Here is a 19,487-nt window from a genome sequence, read left to right as displayed (position 1 = left end):
GACTGTGGCGGAGCTGATTGAACATAGCGGGGTGGTCGAGCGCATCGAAGGGGATGCGGTCCTGGTACGAATCACCTCGCATTCGGCGTGCGGCAGCTGCAAGGCGCGGGCCGCATGCGGTCTGGCCGAGACGCAGGAGAAGATTGTGGAGGTCCACACTCCGGAGGCGGGGAGCTATCATCCCGGCGAGGAGGTGTCGGTGGGAGTGCGGCGGCGCGCAGGTGCCGTCGCGGTCGTATATGCCTATGTGGGAGCCCTTGCCGTGCTGCTTGTGGTGCTGATGGTGAGCAGCCTGGCGCTGGGGTGGAGCGACGGGGCGAGCGCCCTGGCGGCGCTGGCCGGCGTGGCGCTCTACTACGGGGTGCTGGGGCTCTTCCGCCGCAGAATTGAACATACAATTCATTTTACAATAACAAAACACTGATGGAAGTATTACTTTACACAATCTTGACGCTCTGCGTGTTGGGAGTGCTTGCCGCAGTTATTCTCTACGTGGTGGCCCAGAAGTTCAAGGTCGAGGAGGACCCGCGGATTGACCAGGTCGAGAAGATGCTGCCGGGTGCCAATTGCGGCGGTTGCGGCTTCGCCGGCTGCCGCGGCATGGCCGAGGCGCTGGTCAAGCGCGACGACATTTCGGCGCTCTACTGTCCCGTCGGAGGCGGCGACTGCATGAAGGCCGTGGCCGGCTTCCTGGGCAAGGCTGCCGCCGAGAAGGAGCCCCAGGTGGCGACCGTCCGCTGCGGCGGTACGTGTGAGAAGCGCCCCCGCACCAACCAGTTCAACGGAGCACGCTCGTGCGCCGTGGCCGCATCGCTCTACATCGGCGAGACGGGCTGCTCGTTCGGCTGCCTCGGATTCGGCGACTGCGTGACGGCCTGCTCGTTCGATGCCATCCACATCAACCCCGCGACGGGGCTGCCCGAGGTCGACGCCGACAAGTGTACGGCCTGCGGCGCCTGCGTGAAGGCCTGCCCCAAGCAGGTCATCGAGCTGCGCAAGAAGTGGCCCAAGAACCGTGCGGTCTACGTCTCGTGCGTCTCGAAGGATAAGGGTGCCGTGGTGATGAAGGCCTGCAAGGCGGGCTGCATCGGCTGCGGCAAGTGCGCGAAGGTGTGCCCCTTCGGCGCCATCACCGTCGAGAACAACCTGGCCTACATCGACCCGCAGAAGTGCAAGCTCTGCCGCAAGTGCGTGAACGAGTGCCCGACGGGCGCCATCCGCCTGGTGGGCATGGAGCCGCTGCCCAAGGCCCCCAAGACGGCGCCTGCAGCCGCTCCGGCCGCCGCTCCTGCTGCCAAACCTGCCGCTGCTCCGGCCGCCAAGCCTGCAGCAGCACCTGCAGCGGAGAAGCCCGCCGCAGAGGCCAAGGCCGCACCGGCCGCAAAGAAGACGGATGCCGAATAATTAACCGCTAAAATTCAGATTCCGAGATATGAAGACATTTCCGAAAGGCGGAGTCCATCCGTCGGAAAACAAACTGAGCTGCGCGAAGCCCATCGAGGTCCTTCCGCTGCCCGACGTGGTGACGATTCCCCTGTCGCAGCATATCGGCGCGCCCGCGGTTGCCAAGGTGGCCAAGGGCGACAAGGTGCTGACCGGTCAGCTCATCGCCGAGGCGGGCAGTTTCATGTCGGCGAACATCCACTCGCCGATTTCGGGTACGGTGACCGCCGTGGAGCCCGTGGCCAACGGCCAGGGCGTGCGTCAGATGAGCATCGTCATCAAGCGCGAGGGCGACGAGTGGGCCGAGGGCATCGACCGCACGCCGGAGCTGGTGCGCGAGTGCACGCTCGAGCCGCAGCAGATTATCGCCCGCATCAAGGAGGCCGGTATCGTCGGCATGGGCGGTGCGACCTTCCCCACGCACGTGAAGCTCTCGGTGCCTCCCGGCAAGAAGGCCGAGGCACTCATCATCAACGGCGTCGAGTGCGAACCCTACCTCACGTCGGACCATCGCACGATGCTCGAGCGGGGCGAACAGCTGCTCGTCGGCGTGACGATTCTCAAGCGTGCGCTTGGTGTCGAGCGCGCCTATGTCGGCGTGGAGAACAACAAGCCCGATGCCATCGAGCATCTGCGCCGTCTGGCGGCCGGATACGAGGGCATCGAGATTGTGCCGCTGCGCGTGAAGTATCCGCAGGGCGGTGAGAAACAGCTCATCGCCGCCATCACGGGCCGCGAGGTACCTCCTCCGCCCGCACTGCCCATCGACGTGGGTGCGGTGGTCTGCAACGCCTCGACGACGGTGGCCGTCTACGAGGCTGTGCAGAAGCACAAGCCCCTCATCGAGCGGGTGGTCACCATCACCGGCAAGGGGATGAAGGAACCCAAGAACCTGCTCACGCGCATGGGTACCCCCATCTCGACGCTCATCGAGGCGGCCGGAGGTCTTCCCGCCGATGCGGGCAAGGTCATCAACGGCGGTCCGATGATGGGTCGTGCGATGATTAACCTCGAGGCCCCGGTGACGAAGGGCTGCTCGGGCATCACCGTCATGAGCGGCCGCGACGCCGTGCGCCGCACCGCCTCGCAGTGCATCAAGTGCGCCAAGTGCGTGTCGGCCTGCCCGATGGGTCTGGAGCCCTACTTCCTCTCGAAGATGACCCAGAAGAAGAACTGGGACGAGGTCGAGGCCCGCATGATTACCTCGTGCATCGAGTGCGGCTGCTGCCAGTCGACCTGCCCGGCCTACCTGCCGCTGCTCGACTGGATTCGTCTGGGCAAGCAGACCGTCATGGGCATCATCCGCGCGCGGGCTGCCGCCAACGCTCCTAAAAAGTAAATGAAAATAAACGATAAAGTTATGGCAAACAAACTTGTTGTCGCTCCCGCGCCCCACGTGCAGACGACGCAATCGACGAGCGTCATCATGCGCGACGTCATCATCGCGTTGTTGCCTGCGCTGGCGGTCTCGACGGTGGTCTTCGGCCTCAACGTGCTCTGGGTCACGGCGCTGTCGGTCGCGTGCTGCGTGTTGTTCGAATACCTGATTCAGCGATTCCTGGTCCAGGGCCCCGTGACCGTGGGTAACCTTTCGGCCGTGGTGACGGGCATGCTGCTGGCCTTCAACCTGCCGGCGACGATTCCCTGGTGGATTGTCGTCATCGGCGCCTTCGTCGCCATCGCCATCGCCAAGATGACCTTCGGCGGCCTGGGCAAGAACCCCTTCAATCCGGCACTCGTGGGCCGTGTCTTCCTGCTGATTGCCTATCCCGTGCAGATGACCACCTTCCCCATGCCGGTCAACGGCTCGTTTGACGCACTGTCGGGCGCCACGCCGCTGGCGGTCGTCAAGCACGGTGCGGCCGGTCCCGACGTGCTCGGCGTGCAGGACCTGCTGCTGGGCAACATGCCCGGTTCGATGGGCGAGGTGGCCGCGCTGGCGCTGCTGTGCGGCTTCGTCTATCTGCTCTGGCGCCGGGTCATCACGTGGCACATCCCCGTGACGGTACTCGTGACGATGGCGCTCTTCGCCTTCATCGTGGCGCTCTGCCGCGGTGGTGAGCCGTCGCTGCTGTGGCAGCTGCCGCTCTTCCACGTGCTGGCCGGCGGCGCCCTGCTGGGCTCGATTTTCATGGCTACCGACTACTCGACCTCGCCCATGACGGTCAAGGGCGGCGTGATTTTCGCCGTCGGCATCGGTGTCATCACCATGCTCATCCGTCTGTGGGGTGCCTATCCCGAAGGCATGTCGTTCGCGATTCTGATTATGAACGCCGTCGTGCCCCTGATTAACAAATATGTGAAACCCGCGCGCTTCGGCGTGAAATAACAGGAGGCCTTAAGATTATGGAAAGTACACTTAAGAACATGGTTGCGGTGCTCTTCGGCATCACGCTGGTGGCTTCGGCCGGTGTGGGCGTGGTGAACATGATTACCGTGGAGCCCATTGCCCAGTCGAAGCAGGCCGCCACGACGGCGGCGCTGACCGAGGTGCTGCCTCCGTTCGACGAGACGACGAGTGAGGAGCTCACTATCGACGAGATGCCCATCACGGTCTACACCGCCACGAAGGGCGGCGTGGTGGCCGGCTATGCCGTGCAGTCGATGTCGAAGCTGGGCTTCGGCGGTGCGGTGCGCATGATGGTGGGCTTCGACCCCGACGGCCGCGTGGTCAACATCAACGTGCTGGAGCAGACCGAGACCCCGGGCCTCGGTACCAAGATGTGCGACGAGGGCAACCCGCTGCTGGGCAGCGTCAAGGGGCAGCGCCTCGAGGATAAGCAGCTCGTCGACGGCAAGCTGGCGGTCCGCAAGGACGGCGGCGACGTGGACGCCCTGACGGCTGCCACCATCTCGTCGCGCGCCTATGTCGATGCCGTCAACCGGGCCTGGATGGCCTACAAGAGCGTAGCGACGGGCGCACCCGCCACCGACGTGGCGTCGGGCGCCTCGCAGCAAACCAACAACGAGCCTGCGGCTCAGGAAGGAGGTCAAAATGAATAAACTGCAAATCATTCTCAGCGGCATCATCAAGAACAACCCGACCTTTGTACTGGTGCTGGGCATGTGCCCGACGCTCGGTACGACCACCTCGGCGGCCAACGGCATGGGTATGGGTCTGGCCACCATGGCGGTGCTCATCATGTCGAACCTGGTGATTTCGCTCATCAAGAACATCATCCCCGACAAGGTCCGCATCCCGGCCTTCATCGTGGTCATCGCCTCGTTCGTGACCATCATCCAGATGCTCATGGAGGCCTTCGTTCCGGGGCTCTACAAGGCGCTGGGCGTCTTCATCCCGCTCATTGTGGTGAACTGCATCATCCTGGGCCGCGCCGAGGCCTTCGCCTCGAAGAACTCGCCCTTCGACTCGATGCTCGACGGTGTGGGCATCGGTCTGGGATTCACCCTCTCGCTGACGGTCATCGGCGCCGTGCGCGAGGTTCTGGGCAGCGGTGCCATCTTCGGCATCAACCTCGGCATCGCGGATGTCATGCCGCTGGTCTTCGTCCTTGCGCCGGGCGGCTTCCTCACGCTCGGATACCTGATGGTCCTGTTCAATAAATTAGCCAAGAAGTAGCCATGGAAATATCCTATTTCGCAATCATTATCGGCGCCATCTTCGTCAACAACGTCGTGCTGGCGCAGTTCCTCGGCATCTGCCCCTTCCTCGGCGTCTCGTCGAAGGTTGAGACGTCGCTGGGCATGGGCGCCGCCGTGACCTTCGTCATGGCGCTTACGGCCGTGGTGGCGTGGCCCATCCAGACCTACATCCTGGTGCCGCTCCACATCGAATACATGCAGACGATTGTCTTCATCCTGGTCATCGCGGCTCTGGTGCAGATGGTCGAAATCATGCTCAAGAAACTCTCTCCGTCGCTCTATCAGGCGCTGGGCATCTTCCTGCCGCTCATCACGACCAACTGCGCCGTGCTGGGTGTGGCCATCCTGATGATTCAGAAGGAGTTCAACCTGCTGCAGAGCGTCGCCTACTCGGTCTCGACGGCTCTGGGCTTCGCCCTGGCGCTGGTGCTCTTCGCCGGCATCCGCGAGCGTCTGGAGTTCGAGGAGGTTCCCAAAGGCTTCCGCGGTGTCCCCATCGCGCTCATCACGGCCAGCATTCTGGCCATGGCCTTCATGGGCTTTTCGGGTCTGGTCTGAGACCCGGCAACGGTTCCACCGCGAAGACCGCTCCCCGAGGGGCGGTCTTCGCTGCATTCCGGGGCACGCTTTTTGTACACGGCCGACTTTTTTCGCCGTAAAAACTTCGTTTCTTGCGCCAAGATTGTTAATTTTGCGCTATTATCGAATAAAACCCACCGAAGTCAATGGATAAGGTCATCAAACTTCACGACCGGAAGTTCCGGGTCATGATTCCCGCCGCGAAAATCGACGAGGCGGTCACGGCCGTCGCGCAGCGCATCAATGCGGACTATGCCGACAAGGATACGCCGCTTTTTGTCGGGGTGCTGAACGGTTCGTTCATGTTCATGAGCGACCTCATCAAGAAAATCGAGTTCAACAGCGAGCTGTCGTTCGTCAAGCTGGCCTCGTACGAAGGGACGCAGACCACGGGCGACGTGAAGTGCCTCATCGGACTCAACCAGTCGCTCGAGGGGCGCCACGTGATTATCGTCGAGGACATCGTCGACACGGGCGAGAGCATCGAGCGGATGGTTCGCGACCTGGAGAAACTCCATCCGGCCAGCATCGCCGTCTGCACGCTCTTCTTCAAGCCGGGCTCCTACCGCAAGCAGATTTCCATCGATTACCGGGCGATGGAAATCGGCAACGAGTTCATCGTAGGCTACGGTCTGGACTACAACCAGCTGGGCCGCAATCTGAAGGATATCTACGTGGTGACCGAATGATGGGCGAGGTGACGAACAACATCGTGGAGCTGCTCGACGGCGGGCGGCTGCTTCCGCTGGTCGAGGATTTCTATACCATCCAGGGCGAGGGGTACCATACGGGCAAGGCGGCCTACTTCATCCGTCTGGGCGGCTGCGACGTGGGGTGCCGCTGGTGCGACGCCAAGTATACGTGGAATCCGCGCCTCTATCCCCCGGTCGAGGTGGCGACCATTGTTGCGCGGGCTACGGCCTGTGCGGCGCAGGCCGTCGTGGTCACGGGCGGCGAGCCGCTGCTCTATCCGCTCGGCGTGCTGACCTCGGAGCTGCACGCCCAGGGGCTTGAGCTCTTCCTCGAAACCTCGGGTTCGCACCCCTTCAGCGGCGAGTTCGACTGGGTATGCCTCTCGCCCAAACGGCAGCAGCCCCCTCTGGAGGAGGCCTATGTGCGTGCCGACGAGCTGAAGGTGATTGTCGAGCGGGCCGAGGATTTCGCGTGGGCCGAGCAGAACGCCGCCCGCGTGCGTCCCGAGTGCCGGCTCTACGTACAGCCCGAATGGAGCGTCTCGGAGCAGGTGATGCCGCTGCTGGTCGAGTATGTCAAGGCCAACCCGCGCTGGAACATCTCCATCCAGGCACACAAGTACATGCATATTCCTTAACCCCTCTGTCCCAATCGAAGATGACCCTCCATTTCGGACGCAAGTTCTGGCGGTTTCTGACCACCGTCGTGGTGCTCTTCATGCTCTTCGTGGTGGGGCGCAATCTGGTCCATGCCGTGAAAATCAAGGGGCAAATCGGGACGCTGCGGCGTCAGGCCGAGGAGTATCGCGAGAAAATCGCCCAGGACAGCACGCTCGTCGAGCGGCTGCGCTACGACGACTACCTCGAGGAGTATGCCCGCGAGCGCTACGGCATGCAGCGGCGCGACGAGCGGGTCTTCCTCATGGATGATTGAGCGGCCGGCAGGCTCCGGGGTCGGGTTGCGTGAGGCTTGTGGGCGCCGGGCAGTGACAGGGGAGGGGCTGGACAGGACAGGCCCCGATTGATGAATCGGGAGAGCCAGACAGACCGTGCTGCGTTGAAGAAGCACCGGGTCGGACAGGGCAGGCCGTATGTGGAGCCCGAACGGGACACGAAAGCGATAAAAAACAGGGGAGAGCGTCCGAAGACGCTCTCCTCTTTATTTTCGGGACTGCGCGGCTTTTGGATGTGCCGCGCAGCTTCATCTGGTGGAGTATCGTGCTGCTGTGGATAACCGTGCGGTAGAGCAGCTGCGTGCGGCGGAGCAGGTTGCGGAGCGTGTCAGTAGTGGTGGAACCCCTGCCAGTCGAGCGGACTGGGCGTGCCGTGCTCGCACCAGCGCAGCTCGTGCGTTCCGGTGATGCGGCCCAGCGGGTAGAGCGGCGCCCCGAAGCGGGCCTCGAAGGCCTCCATGAGCGAATCGACCCCCGACGCCTCGGCGCAGAGCAGCAGCTTGTAGTCCTCGCCGGCGCAGGCCGCCGTCCGCAGGTCGATGCCCGGGGCGGTCGGGATGCGCTCCAGGTCGATGTCGGCGCCGACGCCCGAGCACTCCATGATGTGGCGCACGTCCGAGGCCAGACCGTCCGAGAGGTCCATCATGGCCGTCACCTCGCTCCTCGTGCCGAGCCAGAGCCCCTCGTCTACCTGGGGACGGGGCATGCGGTGGATGGCGGCGCAGGGCGTGTCGCAGCGCCCCTGGAGCAGGTCCTGCAGCCCGGCGCCCGATTCGCCCAGCAGCCCGGCCGTGAGCAGCACGTCGCCCGGGCGGGCGCCGCTGCGCCGCTTGATGCAGCCGTCGGCGGCCCGGCCGATGGCCGTCACGTTGATGGTGACGCCCCCCTTCGAGGCGGTCGTGTCACCTCCGATGAGGGCGACTCCGTACTCTTCGGAGAGCGCACGGTAGCCCTCCATGAACTCCTCAGCCCACGCCCCGGCAGCATCGGCCGGCAGCGCGATGGAGAGGAGCGTCGCTACGGGGCGGCCCCCCATGGCGGCAACGTCGCTCAGATTGACGGCAAGCGATTTACAGCCCAGCTCGCGGGCCGTGGTTGCGTGGCGCAGGAAGTGCACCCCCTCGGTCAGCAGGTCGGCCGTGAAGAGCAGCGATTCGCCGCCCTGGAGCGGCAGTACGGCGCAGTCGTCGCCGATGCCCTCGAAGCCGTTGTCGGGCAGCGCGGCGAAGAGCGTGCGTATGTGGTCGATGAATCCGAATTCGGTCATGGTGGTCTGTTTGCTTTTGTCTCTGTGCGGCGCGCGGCTGCTTGCGCGAGGGAGATGCCCCGCCGTGCAGCTGCAGCGTCGGAACCGAAACGTCACGCAAAGGTATCGAAAATAATCGAATAATGTTGTATCTTTGCCCGGAGAATGGTCCCGCCGCGGAGCGGGACCGCAGCCTCAGTCCAACGATGAAGATTCTGATTCTCAACGGTCCCAACCTCAATCTGCAGGGGCGGCGCGACCGCGCGGTCTACGGCGCGGAGACGCTCGACGACCTCATGCGACGCCTTGCGGAACGCTATCCCGACGTCGAATTCATCCACTTCCAGTCCAACGTCGAGGGGGAACTCATCGATGCGCTCCAGCGCGCCGAGCAGACGTGCGACGGGGTGGTGCTCAACGCCGGCGGCTATACCCATACCTCCGTGGCGCTGCGCGATGCGGTCGATGCGGTTGCGGTGCCGGTTGTCGAGGTCCACATCTCGTCGATTCTCGCCCGCGAGGAGTTCCGCCACACCTCGCTGCTGGCCCCCGTCGTGGCGGGCTCCATCATGGGGTTCGGCATGGACTCCTACCTGCTGGGTGTCGAGGCGCTGAGGCTCAAACGGAACGAACAACAGATTTAACGAGACAATACATGTACAGAAAGAAAAGAACCAAGGTGGTTGCGACGATGTCGGATTTCCGTTGCACCGAACAGTTTGTCCAGGAGCTCTACGATGCAGGTATGGATGTCGTGCGCATCAACTCGGCCCACGTGAGCGAGGAGAGCGCCACGCGCATCGTGGAGACGGTGCACCGCGTCAACCCCTCCATTCCGATTATGATAGATACCAAGGGCCCCGAGATTCGGGTGACGACCATCGCCGAGGAGTATGGCAACGGCATCCACTTCCAGGTGGGCGACATCGTGAGCGTCCGCGGCTCGATGGGCGACGACCTCACTACGCGCAAGGTGGTCTACATGAACGTCCCGACCATCGTCCGCGACATCCCCGTCGGGGCGCGCATGCTCATCGCCGACGGCGAGATGGAGATTCGCGTCCTGGAGAAGAGCGACGATGAGCTCCGCTGCGAATTTACGGTGGGTGGCTGCATGCGCTCGCGCAAGAGCGTCAACGTGCCGGGCGTCTCGATTGACCTTCCGTCGGTTACGGAGAAGGACCGCCGCTTCATCGAGTGGGCCGTGCGCAACGACGTTGACTTCATCGCCCACTCGTTCGTGCGCAGCGCCCGCGACGTGGCCGCCGTGCAGGAGATTCTCGACGCGCACCGGAGCCCGATTAAGATTATCTCGAAAATCGAGAACCAGGAGGGTCTGAACAACATCGACGAGATTATCGAGGCGTCGTACGGCATCATGGTGGCCCGCGGCGACCTGGGTGTCGAGCTGCCGGCCGAGGCGATTCCCAATACGCAGCGCCGCATCGTCGAGAAGTGCATCGCCGCCAAGCGTCCGGTGATTATCGCCACGCAGATGCTCTACTCGATGGTGAAGAACCCCCGCCCGACGCGGGCCGAGGTGAGCGACGTGGCGAGCGCCATCTACGAACGGGTCGATGCCGTGATGCTGAGCGACGAGACGGCCATGGGCGACTATCCCGTGCAGGCCGTCGAGACGATGTCGCGCGTGGCGCGCGAGATTGAGCGCGACGAGACGCACTTCGCCCCGATGATTGACATGAACATGGTCTCGGTCAACCACGAAATCACTGCCCAGCTGGCCCGTACGGTGGTCCGCGCCAGCACCAACCTGCCGGTGCGCTATGTGGTGCTCGACACCAAGACGGGGCGTACGGGCCGCTACGTGGCCGCCTTCCGCGGCCGCAAGCCCGTCGTGGCGGTCTGCTACCAGCGCCATGCACAGCGCATCCTGGGCCTCTCGTACGGCGTGGTGGCCATCCTGCGCAACCAGCAGGTCAACGACAAGTACCACTTCCTCATCGACGCCATGGAGTTCATCGACCAGTATACGAAGCTCGACGAGGAGGACCTGCTGGCCATCGTCGGCGGCAGCTTCGGTCCCGACGGCGGCGCGTCGTATGTCGAGCTGGCCAACGTGCGCAACATCCGTCACCGTAACGAGGAGATTGCCGCCGGCATGGTGCGCTGACCTGCGGACCGGTCGGAGGGCGTATGGAGCGAACGGACAAGCGAAGAAACCAGTAGCTGAAAGGGGGTACGACGATGGGCAGCGGTGAGCTGAAGGTCAAGGTTGCGCGCGGCGTGGCGTGGAGTATCGGCGAGAAGGTCGGTACGATGCTCCTCCAGATGGGGGTGAGCATCGTCGTGCTGCGCCTGCTCACGCGCGAGGACTTCGGTCTGATTGCTATTTTGACCGTCTTCTCGACCTTTGCGCTGGTGGTCGTCGACAGCGGCTTCTCGCAGACGCTCGTGCGCCGCACCTCGCCGCTGCAGGAGGACTACAAGTCGGTCTTCCTCTTCAACGTGACGGTGTCGGTGGCGCTCTACCTGCTGCTGGTGGCCCTCTCGCCGTTTCTGGCGCGTTACTACGCCATGCCCGAGCTGACGGCCCTTGCTCCGGTCTTCTTCCTGCTGCTGCCGGTCAATGCCCTGTGCGTCATCCAGCAGACGCTCTTCACGCGGCAGTTCCGCTTCGCCCTGCTCTCGAAGGTCACCTTCGCCGCCTCGCTGGTGAGCGGCGTGGCGGCCGTGGCGCTGGCGCTGGCCGGCTTCGGTGTCTGGAGCATCGTGGCGCAGCGGGTGCTGCAGATGGCCGTGCGGGCACTGCTGCTCTGGTGGCTCAGCTCGTGGCGCCCGTCGGGTAGCTGGAGCGTCAGCTCGCTGCGCCGCATGGCCCCCTACAGCTTCAGCCTGATGGCCTCCGACCTCTTCGCAGCGCTCTACACCAAGATTCCGCAGCTCTTCATCGGCAAGCTCTACACCCCGGCGACGCTGGGCAGCTACGACCAGGCGCAGAAGCTCAAGGACCTGCCCATCACCTCGACCATGCAGGCCGTGCAGGGGGTCATCTTCCCGGCGCTGGCCAAAATCAAGCACGACGCGGCGAAGTTCGCCGAGAGCTACCGCCAGATTGTGATGGTGGTTGCCTATGCGCTCTTTCCCGTCATGGCGGGCATGGCGGCCATTGCACAGGACATGTTCGCCGTGCTGGTCGGCCGGCAGTGGCTGCCGGCGGTGCCCTACTTCGAGGTGCTGTGTCTGGCGGGCCTCTTCTGGCCGGTGGCGATGGTGGCCTACAACGTGCTGAAGGTGAAGGCCGACGGACGGACCATCTTCCGGCTCGAGGTGGCCAAGAAGGCCGTTCTGACGGTGATTTTCATCGTGACGATTCCCCGCAGCGTGATGGCCGTCGTCTGGGGACTGGCCCTCTACGGGCTGCTCGAGATGCTCATCAACGTGGCCGCCTCGCTGCGCCTTACGCTCTTCACCTTCGGACGCTTCCTCCGCACGCTGCTTCCCGTGGCGGCGGTGACGGCGCTCATGTTCCTGCTCGTGCGACTGACGGAGCTCTACGGCCCCGCCAACGACCTGCTGCGGCTGGTGCTCGAGGTGGTGGTCGGCGTGGCGGTCTATGTCGGGCTGTCGGCCCTCTTCCGGCTCGAGGCCTTCGGCGAGGTGGTCGGCCTGGTGCGCCGGCAGCTGCAGCGTCGGCGGTAAGCTCTGCGCAATAAAACGAGGAGCGGGTGTCCCGGTCGGGACACCCGCTCCTCGTTTTGTTGTTCGGCGGGTCATTTCGCCGCCCGCAGCCCTCAGGTGTAGAGCCTCGGCGTGCAGATGCCGCGCAGTACGGCCAACGCGTTGCTCATGAGCGCCTCCAGCTCGTTCTCGCCCGGGTAGACCGTAACGGGAGCGATGAAGGAGCAGCGTTGACGGATGGCATCCGTCACGGGGGCGTTGTAGGCGATGCCGCCCGTGAGGACGATGCCGTCGACCTTGCCCTCGAGCACGGCGGCCATGGCGCCGATTTCCTTCGAAATCGTGTAGCACATCGCCTCGATGAAGCGCTTGGCCTCCTCGTCGCCGGCGCGCATGCGCTCCATGACCGACATGACCGAGTTGGTGCCCAGGTGGGCCACCATGCCCCCCTTGCCGGCCAGCAGCCGCTCCACGTCGTGGCGCGTGTAGCGCCCCGAGAAGCAGAGGTCGGCCAGCCCCGAGGTGGGCAGCGAACCGGCACGCTCGGGAGCAATCGGTCCGTCGCCGTCGAGGGCGTTGTTCGTGTCGACCATGCGGCCCCGCTTGTGGGCCGTCACCGAGATGCCGCCGCCCAGATGCGCCACGATGAAGTTGTGCTCCTCGTAGACCAGCCCCACGCGTTCGCAGTGGAGCCGCACGGTCGCCTTCTGGTTGAGCGCATGGAGAATCGAGCGGCGCGGGCAGTCGGGCAGTCCGCTCATGCGGGCTACGTCGTCCATCTCGTCGACCACCACCGGGTCGGCGATGTAGGCCTTCACGCCGGCCATGGCCGCGATGTCGGCCGCCAGCAGTCCGCCCAGATTCGAGGCGTGCTCGCGCGAGGCGTGGCGCAGGTCGTGACGCATGGCGTCGTTGACCTCGTAGACTCCGGCCGGAATGGGCTTCACGAGCCCGCCGCGGCCGATGACCACCGCCAGTTCGCGGATGTCAAAGTGCTGTTCGCGCAGCGCCGAGAGGATGATTTCACGGCGCCAGTCGAGTTGCGAAATGATGTCGTCGAAGCGGGCAATCTCCTCGGCCGAGTGGCGGAGCGTCAGCTCCAGCAGCGGATGCTCGTCGTCGTAGAGGGCGACCTTGGTCGAGGTGGAGCCCGGGTTGATGGCTAAAATCTTGGAACCCATAAAAGCAGTTTCAGGTTGGTTGGTTTCGGTTCGTCGGTGGGTTCCCGATTATTTCGCAGCCAGGCAGGCCAGTGCAATCGAATAGAGCTTGGTGAGGCTCGTGTCGCCGCGCGAGGTGAGCACGCAGGGAACCTTCGTACCCATCACCATGGCAGCCAGCTCACCGCCGCAGAGGTGCGATGCGCACTTGAAGAAGACGTTTGCCGACTCCAGGTTGGGGAAGAGCAGGCAGTCCGGGTCGCCGGCTACCGACGAGCCCTTCACCTTCTTGTGCTCGGCAACCTCCTTGTAGAGCGCCACGTCGAGCGACAGCGGACCGTCGATGATGAGGTTGCCCAGCTGGCCGCGGTCACCCATCTTGGCCAGCAGCGCGCCTTCGGTCGACGAGATGACGTTGGGCAGCACCTGCTCCGAAGGGGCGATGCAGGCAATCTTCGGCGTGGTGATGCCCAGCAGGTTGGCCGTAGCCGAGAGGTATCCGATTTGCTTCATCTTCTGCTTGAAGTCGGGCAGCGGAATGACCGCCACGTCGGAGATGACGAGCAGCTTGTGGTAGCTCTTCATCTCGACAATCGAGACGTGGCTCAGCACGCCCTTGGGCGGGAAGAGACCGGCGTCCTTGTTCAGAATGCCGCGCATGTACTTGTCGGTCGAAACCAGACCCTTCATCAGCACGTCTGCATTGCCTGCAACCACTGCGGCAACGGCCTGCTGCACGCACTTCACGTCGTTGGGCTCGTTGACGATGTTGAAGACCTTGATGTCGATGTCATTGTCGCGGCATATCTGCTCGATGACCTCCTTGTCACCGTAGAGCGTGGGCTCCACGAGACCCTCCTTGTAGGCATTGTAGACCGCCTCGAGCGTGTGCGAATCCTGTCCGTAGGCCACGGCAAGGCGCTTTCTGCCCTTCTTTCTCGCCTCTTCGACGATTTCGGTAAGATGCTTAATCATAACGTTCTATGAATGTGTTTTTTGTGTGGTTGTGTCGTTTGGAACGGAGCCTCCGGAACCCTGCGGTGCTTCACTTCGCGAAGTCTCATCCTGCGGAGCTTCACCCTGCGGTGCCGGCCCGTGTTGCCGCCCGCCGCGGACGTTTCGGAAGCCTCGCTTCGTCGTCCGGACCGGGTCAGCGCACCAGCTCGTAGGTGTCCGTTGCGATGACCAGCTCCTCGTTGGTGGCAATCATCGCCACCTTCACGCGCGAGTCGGGCGTCGAGAGCAGCTTGTCCACGCCGCGTGCGCCGCGGTTGGCCTCGCAGTCGAACTTCACGCCCATGAACTCGAGCCCCGTGGCTACGGCTTCGCGCATCTCGGAGGAGTTCTCGCCCACGCCGCCCGTGAAGACAATCAGGTCGACGCCTCCCATCTCGGCGGCATACTCGCCGACGAACTTCTTGATGCGGCGGTAGTGCATGTCGCGGGCGATGATGGCGCGCTCGTCACCGCGGTCGTAGGCGGCGTCGATGTCGCGCATGTCGCTCGAGAGGTCGGTCAGACCCAGCACGCCCGACTTCTTGTTCATCATCTCGTCGAGCTGTGCGTAGCTCATTCCCTCCTTCTGTCCGATGAAGGTGATGGCTGACGGGTCGACGTTGCCGCAGCGCGTACCCATCACCAGACCGTCGACCGGCGAGAAGCCCATCGACGTGTCGAACGACTTGCCGTTGAGGATGGCCGTCACCGAGGCCCCGTTGCCGATGTGGCAGGTGATGATTTTCGAGTGCTCGAAGTCCAGCCCGGCCAGCTTGGCACCCACCTTGGCCACATACTTGTGGCTCGTTCCGTGGAAGCCGTACTTGCGGACGCGGTACTTGTCGTAGTAGGCGTGGGGCAGTGCGTAGAGGTAGTTCACCGCCGGAATCGTCTGGTGGAACGAGGTGTCGAAGACGGCTACCTGGGGCGTGCCGGGGAGCACCTTCTCAATCGAGAGGATACCTTCGAGGTTGGCGGGGTTGTGCAGCGGGGCGATGTCGAACAGGCGGCGGATTTTCTCCTTGACCTCCTCGTTGACCAGGCAGCTGGCCGGGAAGAACTCGCCTCCGTGGGCCACGCGGTGGCCGACGGCCTTTACCTCGTCGAGCGAGGCGATGACGCCGTGTGCGGGGTCCGTCAGTGCGTCGAGCACCAGACGGATGCCGGTCGTGTGGTCGGGAATCGGCTGGTGCAGCTCGAACTTCTCCTTGCCGACGGGCTTGTGGGTCAGGTCGCCTTCGGCCAGGCCGATACGCTCGACAAGGCCTTTCGCGAGCAGCTTGCTCGACGCGGGCTCCATGTCGATGACCTGATACTTAATCGACGAGGAACCGCAGTTCAATACCAAGATTACCATATTGTTGTCTGTTTTTTAGAATTTGCTCTTCCGGTGATTCGTCTGTCCGGATGAGGTCGCAGGGGCCGGCGCCTGCCGGGGTGTCGGACCTTGCCGCCGCAGCTCCCTGTCGGGACGGCTGTGTTGAGGCTTCTCCGGAGCCGGCGGCAGGCGGGGTCTCCCCTCCGGCCGGCTCGGTTTCACGAATCATCAATAAAAGTAGAGATTCTTTTTAATTTATGCAAATTTAAGGAAAAAATGCTTGCGGATTGTTATCGGAAAGGCCGTTTTTTAGATTTTTTTCTCTTCTGCTCTGACCGGTTTGTCCTGCACGGCGGTTGGGGCGGGGCGTGAAGGTGCGGCCGCATCCGGACGGGACGCGGAAGGTTGGAGTGTGCATGCGGTCGGGTTGGGGTGTGGCCGGGCGGGAGCCGGAACGGCTGCCGACAGTGGAAGTGTAAAACGGTTGCGGCCGGAGGTCGCAGCTGGATGCCGGAGCGGCCGCGCCCGATGCCGGTATGCGGCAGTCGGACCCGGTGAATTCAGGGGCCGGACCCGGGGGTGGATTCAGGAGGAGGATGTGGAGGCTGGGCTCGGACTTGGGGGCTGGGCTCGGACTTGGGGGCGGGGCTCGGACTCAGGGCTCGAACTTGTAGCCGACGCCCTTGACCGTGACGATGTGGTCGTCACCGATTTTCTGGCGCAGCTTGCGGATGTGCACGTCGATGGTGCGGTCTCCCACGACCACCTCGCTGCCCCAGATGCTGCTGTAGATTTCCTCGCGCGAGAAGAGCTTCCCGGGTGACGAGCTGAGCAGGTCGAGCAGCGCGAACTCCTTGCGCGGCAGGGTGATTTCGTGCCCGTTGCAGCGCACCGAGTAGCGGTCGCGGTCGACCGTGACGCCCTGTTCGGCCGCCGGTGCGGTATCGGTGTCGGGGTCGACCCGCTTGAGCAGCGCCTGCACGCGGCTGACGAGCAGCTTCATGGGAATGGGCTTGGTCAGGTAGTCGTCGGCTCCGGCATCGAACCCCTTCAGCTGCTCCTCCTCCTCGCCCAGCGCCGAGAGGAAGACCACCATCGTCTGCTTCAGCTCGGGCTCCTGGCGGATGGCGCGGCAGGTCTGCGCCCCGTCCATGACGGGCATCATCCGGTCGAGCAGAATCAGATGGGGGTGGTGCTCCCGGGCCAGACGCAGCGCCTCGGCGCCGTTTTCGGCCGTATAGACCTCGTACCCTTCGCGCTGGAGGTTGTAACGGATGAATTCGAGGATGTCCACTTCGTCGTCGGCTATCAGGATGCGGTATTTCATGGTCGAGGAGTTTGGTTGGGGCAGGTGGCTGTCCGCACCTTCCGGGAGCACCTCCCGCAGCGTTGCGCGGGGGTCGGTCGGGCGGGCCGGCGGGGCCAATCTTCTGCGAAGGTACGAAAATTTCCGGGGAAAACCTTCGGCGGCACGGGAAAAATGGTTATCTTTGCGTGATTCATATTATTTCCTTTGCGGAACCTTAAAACGCTTGATTGAAATGGCTACTGAGAATCCGAATCTTCCTGCTCCCGAGGAGCAAGTCAGCAAGGTTGCTGAAGATGTGCAGCATGATGCTCCCGTAGAGACCGCCCAAACCGTCGCAGCCGCCGCTCCGGCGTCTGCGGAGCCTGCGCCTGCCGCCGTTGCGGAGGCGCCCGCCCGCGCCGCTCAGGGCGAAGGGGTGGATTTTACGGACGAGGAGGCCGCTCTTGCGGCCGAGCAGGCAGACCTGTCGCTGGGCGAGGAGCCTGCAGCCGAGGAGGAGGGCGAAGCCGATGCCGAGGCGCTACAGGCCGCTGCCTCGGACCGCTTCGTGGGCAAGAGCAAGCAGGAGCTGCTGGAACTCTTCGCCCGGATGCTCGAGGAGCAGCCCGTACAGACGCTCCGCCGCGATGTCGAGGCATTGAAGGTAGCTTTCTATAAACTTCGCCGCGCCGAGGTCGAGGCGGCACGCCGGGCCTTTGTCGAGGCCGGCGGCAAGGAGGAGGAGTTCACCCCGGCGGTGGACGGCTCCGAGGCGCGCCTGAAGGACCTCATCCGCGAATACCGTACGCGCCGCGACGCCTTCCTGGCCAACCTCGAGCAGGAGAAGGAGGAGAACCTCAAGGTCAAGCTCGGCATCATCGAGGAGCTCAAGGCGCTGGTCAACTCCGACGAGACGCTCAACCATACCTTCACCCGCTTCCGCGAACTGCAGCAGCGCTGGAAGGAGACCGGTCCGGTACCCCAGCAGCAGGTCAAGGACCTGTGGGAGACCTATAACCTCCACGTTGAGAACTTCTACAACTTCATCAAAATCAACAAGGAGCTGCGCGACCTCGACTTGAAGAAGAACTACGAGCAGAAGGTGGCGCTCTGCGAGCAGGCCGAGGCGCTGGTGCTCGAGCCTTCCATCGTCGAGGCGTTCCACAAGCTGCAGAAGCTCCACGACGAGTGGCGCGAGACGGGTCCCGTGGCCAATGAATACAAGGAGGCGCTCTGGGAGCGCTTCAAGGAGGCCTCGAGCCGCATCAACAAGCAGCACCAGGAGCACTTCGAGGCGCTGAAGGCCGAGCAGGTGCACAACCTCGAACTGAAGGAGGGGCTCTGCGTGGCGGCCGAGGAGTTGGTGGCCCAGCCGCTGACCACCCTCAAGGAGTGGAACCGTGCCAACGACCGTCTGCTGGAGATTCAGAAGACGTGGAAGACCATCGGCTTCGCACCCAAGAAGGACAACAACCGAATCTACGAGCGCTTCCGCGCGGCGTGCGACCGCTTCTTCGAGAGCAAGCGTCAGTTCTTCGCCGGCGTGAAGTCCGAGATGGAGCATAACCTCCAGCTCAAGAACGAGATATGCGCCCAGGCCGAGGCGCTGCAGAACAGCGAGGAGTGGAAGAAGACCACCGACGAGCTGATTGCCCTGCAGGCCCGCTGGAAGCAAATCGGCGCCGTGTCGCGTCGCCACTCGGATGCCGTCTGGAAGCGTTTCCGCGCGGCATGCGACCACTTCTTCGAGCGCAAGGCGGCCCACTTCGCCGGCGTCGACGGCGAGCATGAGGAGAACCTCCGCCGCAAGCTGGCGCTGCTCGACGAGATGGCTGCGGCCGACGTCAAGGCGGGCGGCTACGAGGTCATCAAGGATTTCCAGCGCCGCTGGGGCGAAATCGGCTTCGTGCCCATCAAGCAGAAGGATGCCATCCAGAAGCGCTACAAGGCGGCCGTCGATGCGCTGTTCGACGCGCTGCGCGGCTCGGAGCGTGACCGCTCGATGAACCGCTTCCGCGAGAAGGTCTCCTCGCTCAAGGGGGCCGGTGACCGCCGTCTGCGTTCGGAGCGCGAGCGCCTTTATAACAAGGTGCGGCAGATGGAGCAGGATATCGCCCTGCTGGAGAACAACATCGGATTCTTCACCAAGTCGAAGAACGCCGATGCGCTCGTGGCCGAAGTGAAGGCCAAAATCGAGCGGGCCAAGGCCGAGATGGCAGCCACCATCGAGAAGGTGCGCCTCATCGACCGGGAACAGCAGCAGGGAGGCACCGAAGAGTAGGTGTCACGAATGCCCGGCCTGCGGCGGAGACGCCGGGCCGGGTATTTCCGTGCATGCGCCCCGGGCGCCCGGGAGCGCTGAAGGCCCGGAAGACCCGGAATGTGCGGCGTGCGTGGAGCGCCCGGAAGGGCGGAATGCGAGAAGCGCCCGGAAGAGCGGGAGGAGAGTCCGGAAGGACGGAATGTGAGGAGAGTCCGGAATGCGAGGAGCGTCAGAAACGTGTGAAAGCGTGGAGCGTTCCGGAAAGAGCGGATGAGCGGAGCGCCCGGCGCCCCGGACATAGTGAATA

The 19,487-nt window shown here is 63.8% G+C and carries 19 protein-coding genes; 14 read left to right on the top strand and 5 right to left on the bottom strand.

From position 1 onward, the window contains the following. Nucleotides 1-4: 4 nt before the first annotated feature. From B5F90_RS03165 to B5F90_RS03120, 10 genes are all read left to right on the top strand, one after another. A complete protein-coding gene (locus tag B5F90_RS03165) occupies nt 5-424 on the top strand; it encodes a SoxR reducing system RseC family protein (protein WP_087361091.1) in 420 nt (139 codons plus the stop codon). Next, nucleotides 424-1,404 carry a Fe-S cluster domain-containing protein gene (locus tag B5F90_RS03160; protein ID WP_087361089.1) on the top strand — a complete coding sequence of 327 codons (981 nt, stop codon included), beginning with the start codon at nt 424-426 and terminating at the stop codon, nt 1,402-1,404. Before B5F90_RS03165 ends, B5F90_RS03160 begins: the two co-directional genes overlap by 1 nt. A gap of 28 nt (nt 1,405-1,432) precedes the next feature. Beyond that, entirely contained in the window at nt 1,433-2,782 is a 1,350-nt protein-coding gene (gene rsxC / locus B5F90_RS03155; protein WP_087361087.1) for an electron transport complex subunit RsxC, read from the top strand. A 21-nt stretch (nt 2,783-2,803) separates the two neighbouring features. After that, nucleotides 2,804-3,772: an RnfABCDGE type electron transport complex subunit D gene (locus tag B5F90_RS03150; RefSeq protein ID WP_087361085.1), complete on the top strand. Its 969-nt coding sequence runs from the start codon at nt 2,804-2,806 to the stop codon at nt 3,770-3,772. Nucleotides 3,773-3,789: 17 nt separating this feature from the next. Further along, complete coding sequence (locus tag B5F90_RS03145; protein ID WP_239307731.1) at nt 3,790-4,446, top strand: RnfABCDGE type electron transport complex subunit G; 657 nt, start codon at nt 3,790-3,792, stop codon at nt 4,444-4,446. Next, entirely contained in the window at nt 4,439-5,023 is a 585-nt protein-coding gene (locus B5F90_RS03140; RefSeq protein WP_087361081.1) for an electron transport complex subunit E, read from the top strand. Before B5F90_RS03145 ends, B5F90_RS03140 begins: the two co-directional genes overlap by 8 nt. Nucleotides 5,024-5,025: 2 nt before the next feature. After that, nucleotides 5,026-5,604, top strand: a complete 579-nt coding sequence (gene rsxA / locus B5F90_RS03135) for an electron transport complex subunit RsxA (RefSeq protein WP_087361079.1) — start codon at nt 5,026-5,028, stop codon at nt 5,602-5,604. 167 nt (nt 5,605-5,771) lie between these two features. Continuing rightward, nucleotides 5,772-6,314: a hypoxanthine phosphoribosyltransferase gene (hpt, locus tag B5F90_RS03130; RefSeq protein ID WP_087361077.1), complete on the top strand. Its 543-nt coding sequence runs from the start codon at nt 5,772-5,774 to the stop codon at nt 6,312-6,314. Then, nucleotides 6,314-6,955, top strand: coding sequence for a 7-carboxy-7-deazaguanine synthase QueE (locus tag B5F90_RS03125; protein ID WP_087361287.1), 642 nt, complete (start codon nt 6,314-6,316; stop codon nt 6,953-6,955). Before hpt ends, B5F90_RS03125 begins: the two co-directional genes overlap by 1 nt. Nucleotides 6,956-6,975: 20 nt before the next feature. Next, complete coding sequence (locus B5F90_RS03120; RefSeq protein WP_087361075.1) at nt 6,976-7,251, top strand: septum formation initiator family protein; 276 nt, start codon at nt 6,976-6,978, stop codon at nt 7,249-7,251. 347 nt (nt 7,252-7,598) lie between these two features. Here B5F90_RS03120 and thiL read toward each other — a convergent pair whose 3' ends face one another. Further along, nucleotides 7,599-8,537 (bottom strand): thiamine-phosphate kinase, encoded by a 939-nt coding sequence (gene thiL, locus B5F90_RS03115; protein WP_087361073.1) that lies wholly within the window; start codon nt 8,535-8,537, stop codon nt 7,599-7,601. A gap of 185 nt (nt 8,538-8,722) precedes the next feature. Here thiL and aroQ point away from each other — a divergent pair, with 185 nt between their 5' ends. From aroQ to B5F90_RS03100, 3 genes are all read left to right on the top strand, one after another. Then, nucleotides 8,723-9,160, top strand: coding sequence for a type II 3-dehydroquinate dehydratase (aroQ, locus tag B5F90_RS03110; protein WP_087361070.1), 438 nt, complete (start codon nt 8,723-8,725; stop codon nt 9,158-9,160). An 11-nt stretch (nt 9,161-9,171) separates the two neighbouring features. After that, the gene (gene pyk / locus B5F90_RS03105; RefSeq protein ID WP_087361068.1) at nt 9,172-10,647 is read left to right on the top strand and encodes a pyruvate kinase; all 1,476 of its coding nucleotides are present in this window, start codon (nt 9,172-9,174) and stop codon (nt 10,645-10,647) included. Between the two features lie 74 nt (nt 10,648-10,721). Next, a complete protein-coding gene (locus B5F90_RS03100; RefSeq protein WP_087361066.1) occupies nt 10,722-12,176 on the top strand; it encodes a lipopolysaccharide biosynthesis protein in 1,455 nt (484 codons plus the stop codon). Nucleotides 12,177-12,268: 92 nt separating this feature from the next. Here B5F90_RS03100 and buk read toward each other — a convergent pair whose 3' ends face one another. The 4 genes from buk to B5F90_RS03080 all read right to left on the bottom strand — a co-directional run bounded on the left by buk (nt 12,269) and on the right by B5F90_RS03080 (nt 16,956). Then, entirely contained in the window at nt 12,269-13,336 is a 1,068-nt protein-coding gene (buk, locus tag B5F90_RS03095) for a butyrate kinase (RefSeq protein ID WP_087361064.1), read from the bottom strand. Between the two features lie 48 nt (nt 13,337-13,384). Beyond that, on the bottom strand, nt 13,385-14,290 hold the full coding sequence (locus B5F90_RS03090) for a phosphate acyltransferase (RefSeq protein ID WP_087361062.1): 906 nt from the start codon (nt 14,288-14,290) through the stop codon (nt 13,385-13,387). Between the two features lie 175 nt (nt 14,291-14,465). Beyond that, nucleotides 14,466-15,668 (bottom strand): acetate kinase, encoded by a 1,203-nt coding sequence (locus B5F90_RS03085; protein WP_087361060.1) that lies wholly within the window; start codon nt 15,666-15,668, stop codon nt 14,466-14,468. Between the two features lie 616 nt (nt 15,669-16,284). Then, nucleotides 16,285-16,956 (bottom strand): response regulator transcription factor, encoded by a 672-nt coding sequence (locus B5F90_RS03080; RefSeq protein ID WP_087361058.1) that lies wholly within the window; start codon nt 16,954-16,956, stop codon nt 16,285-16,287. A 214-nt stretch (nt 16,957-17,170) separates the two neighbouring features. Here B5F90_RS03080 and B5F90_RS03075 point away from each other — a divergent pair, with 214 nt between their 5' ends. Next, nucleotides 17,171-19,198, top strand: a complete 2,028-nt coding sequence (locus tag B5F90_RS03075; RefSeq protein WP_087361056.1) for a DUF349 domain-containing protein — start codon at nt 17,171-17,173, stop codon at nt 19,196-19,198. Nucleotides 19,199-19,487 lie beyond the last annotated feature (289 nt).

Origin of the sequence: Alistipes sp. An31A (assembly GCF_002159425.1) — a bacterium.
GTDB lineage: Bacteria > Bacteroidota > Bacteroidia > Bacteroidales > Rikenellaceae > Alistipes > Alistipes excrementigallinarum.
Note: the sequence above shows the minus strand (reverse complement) of the source record. Positions and strands in the feature narration are given on the sequence as shown.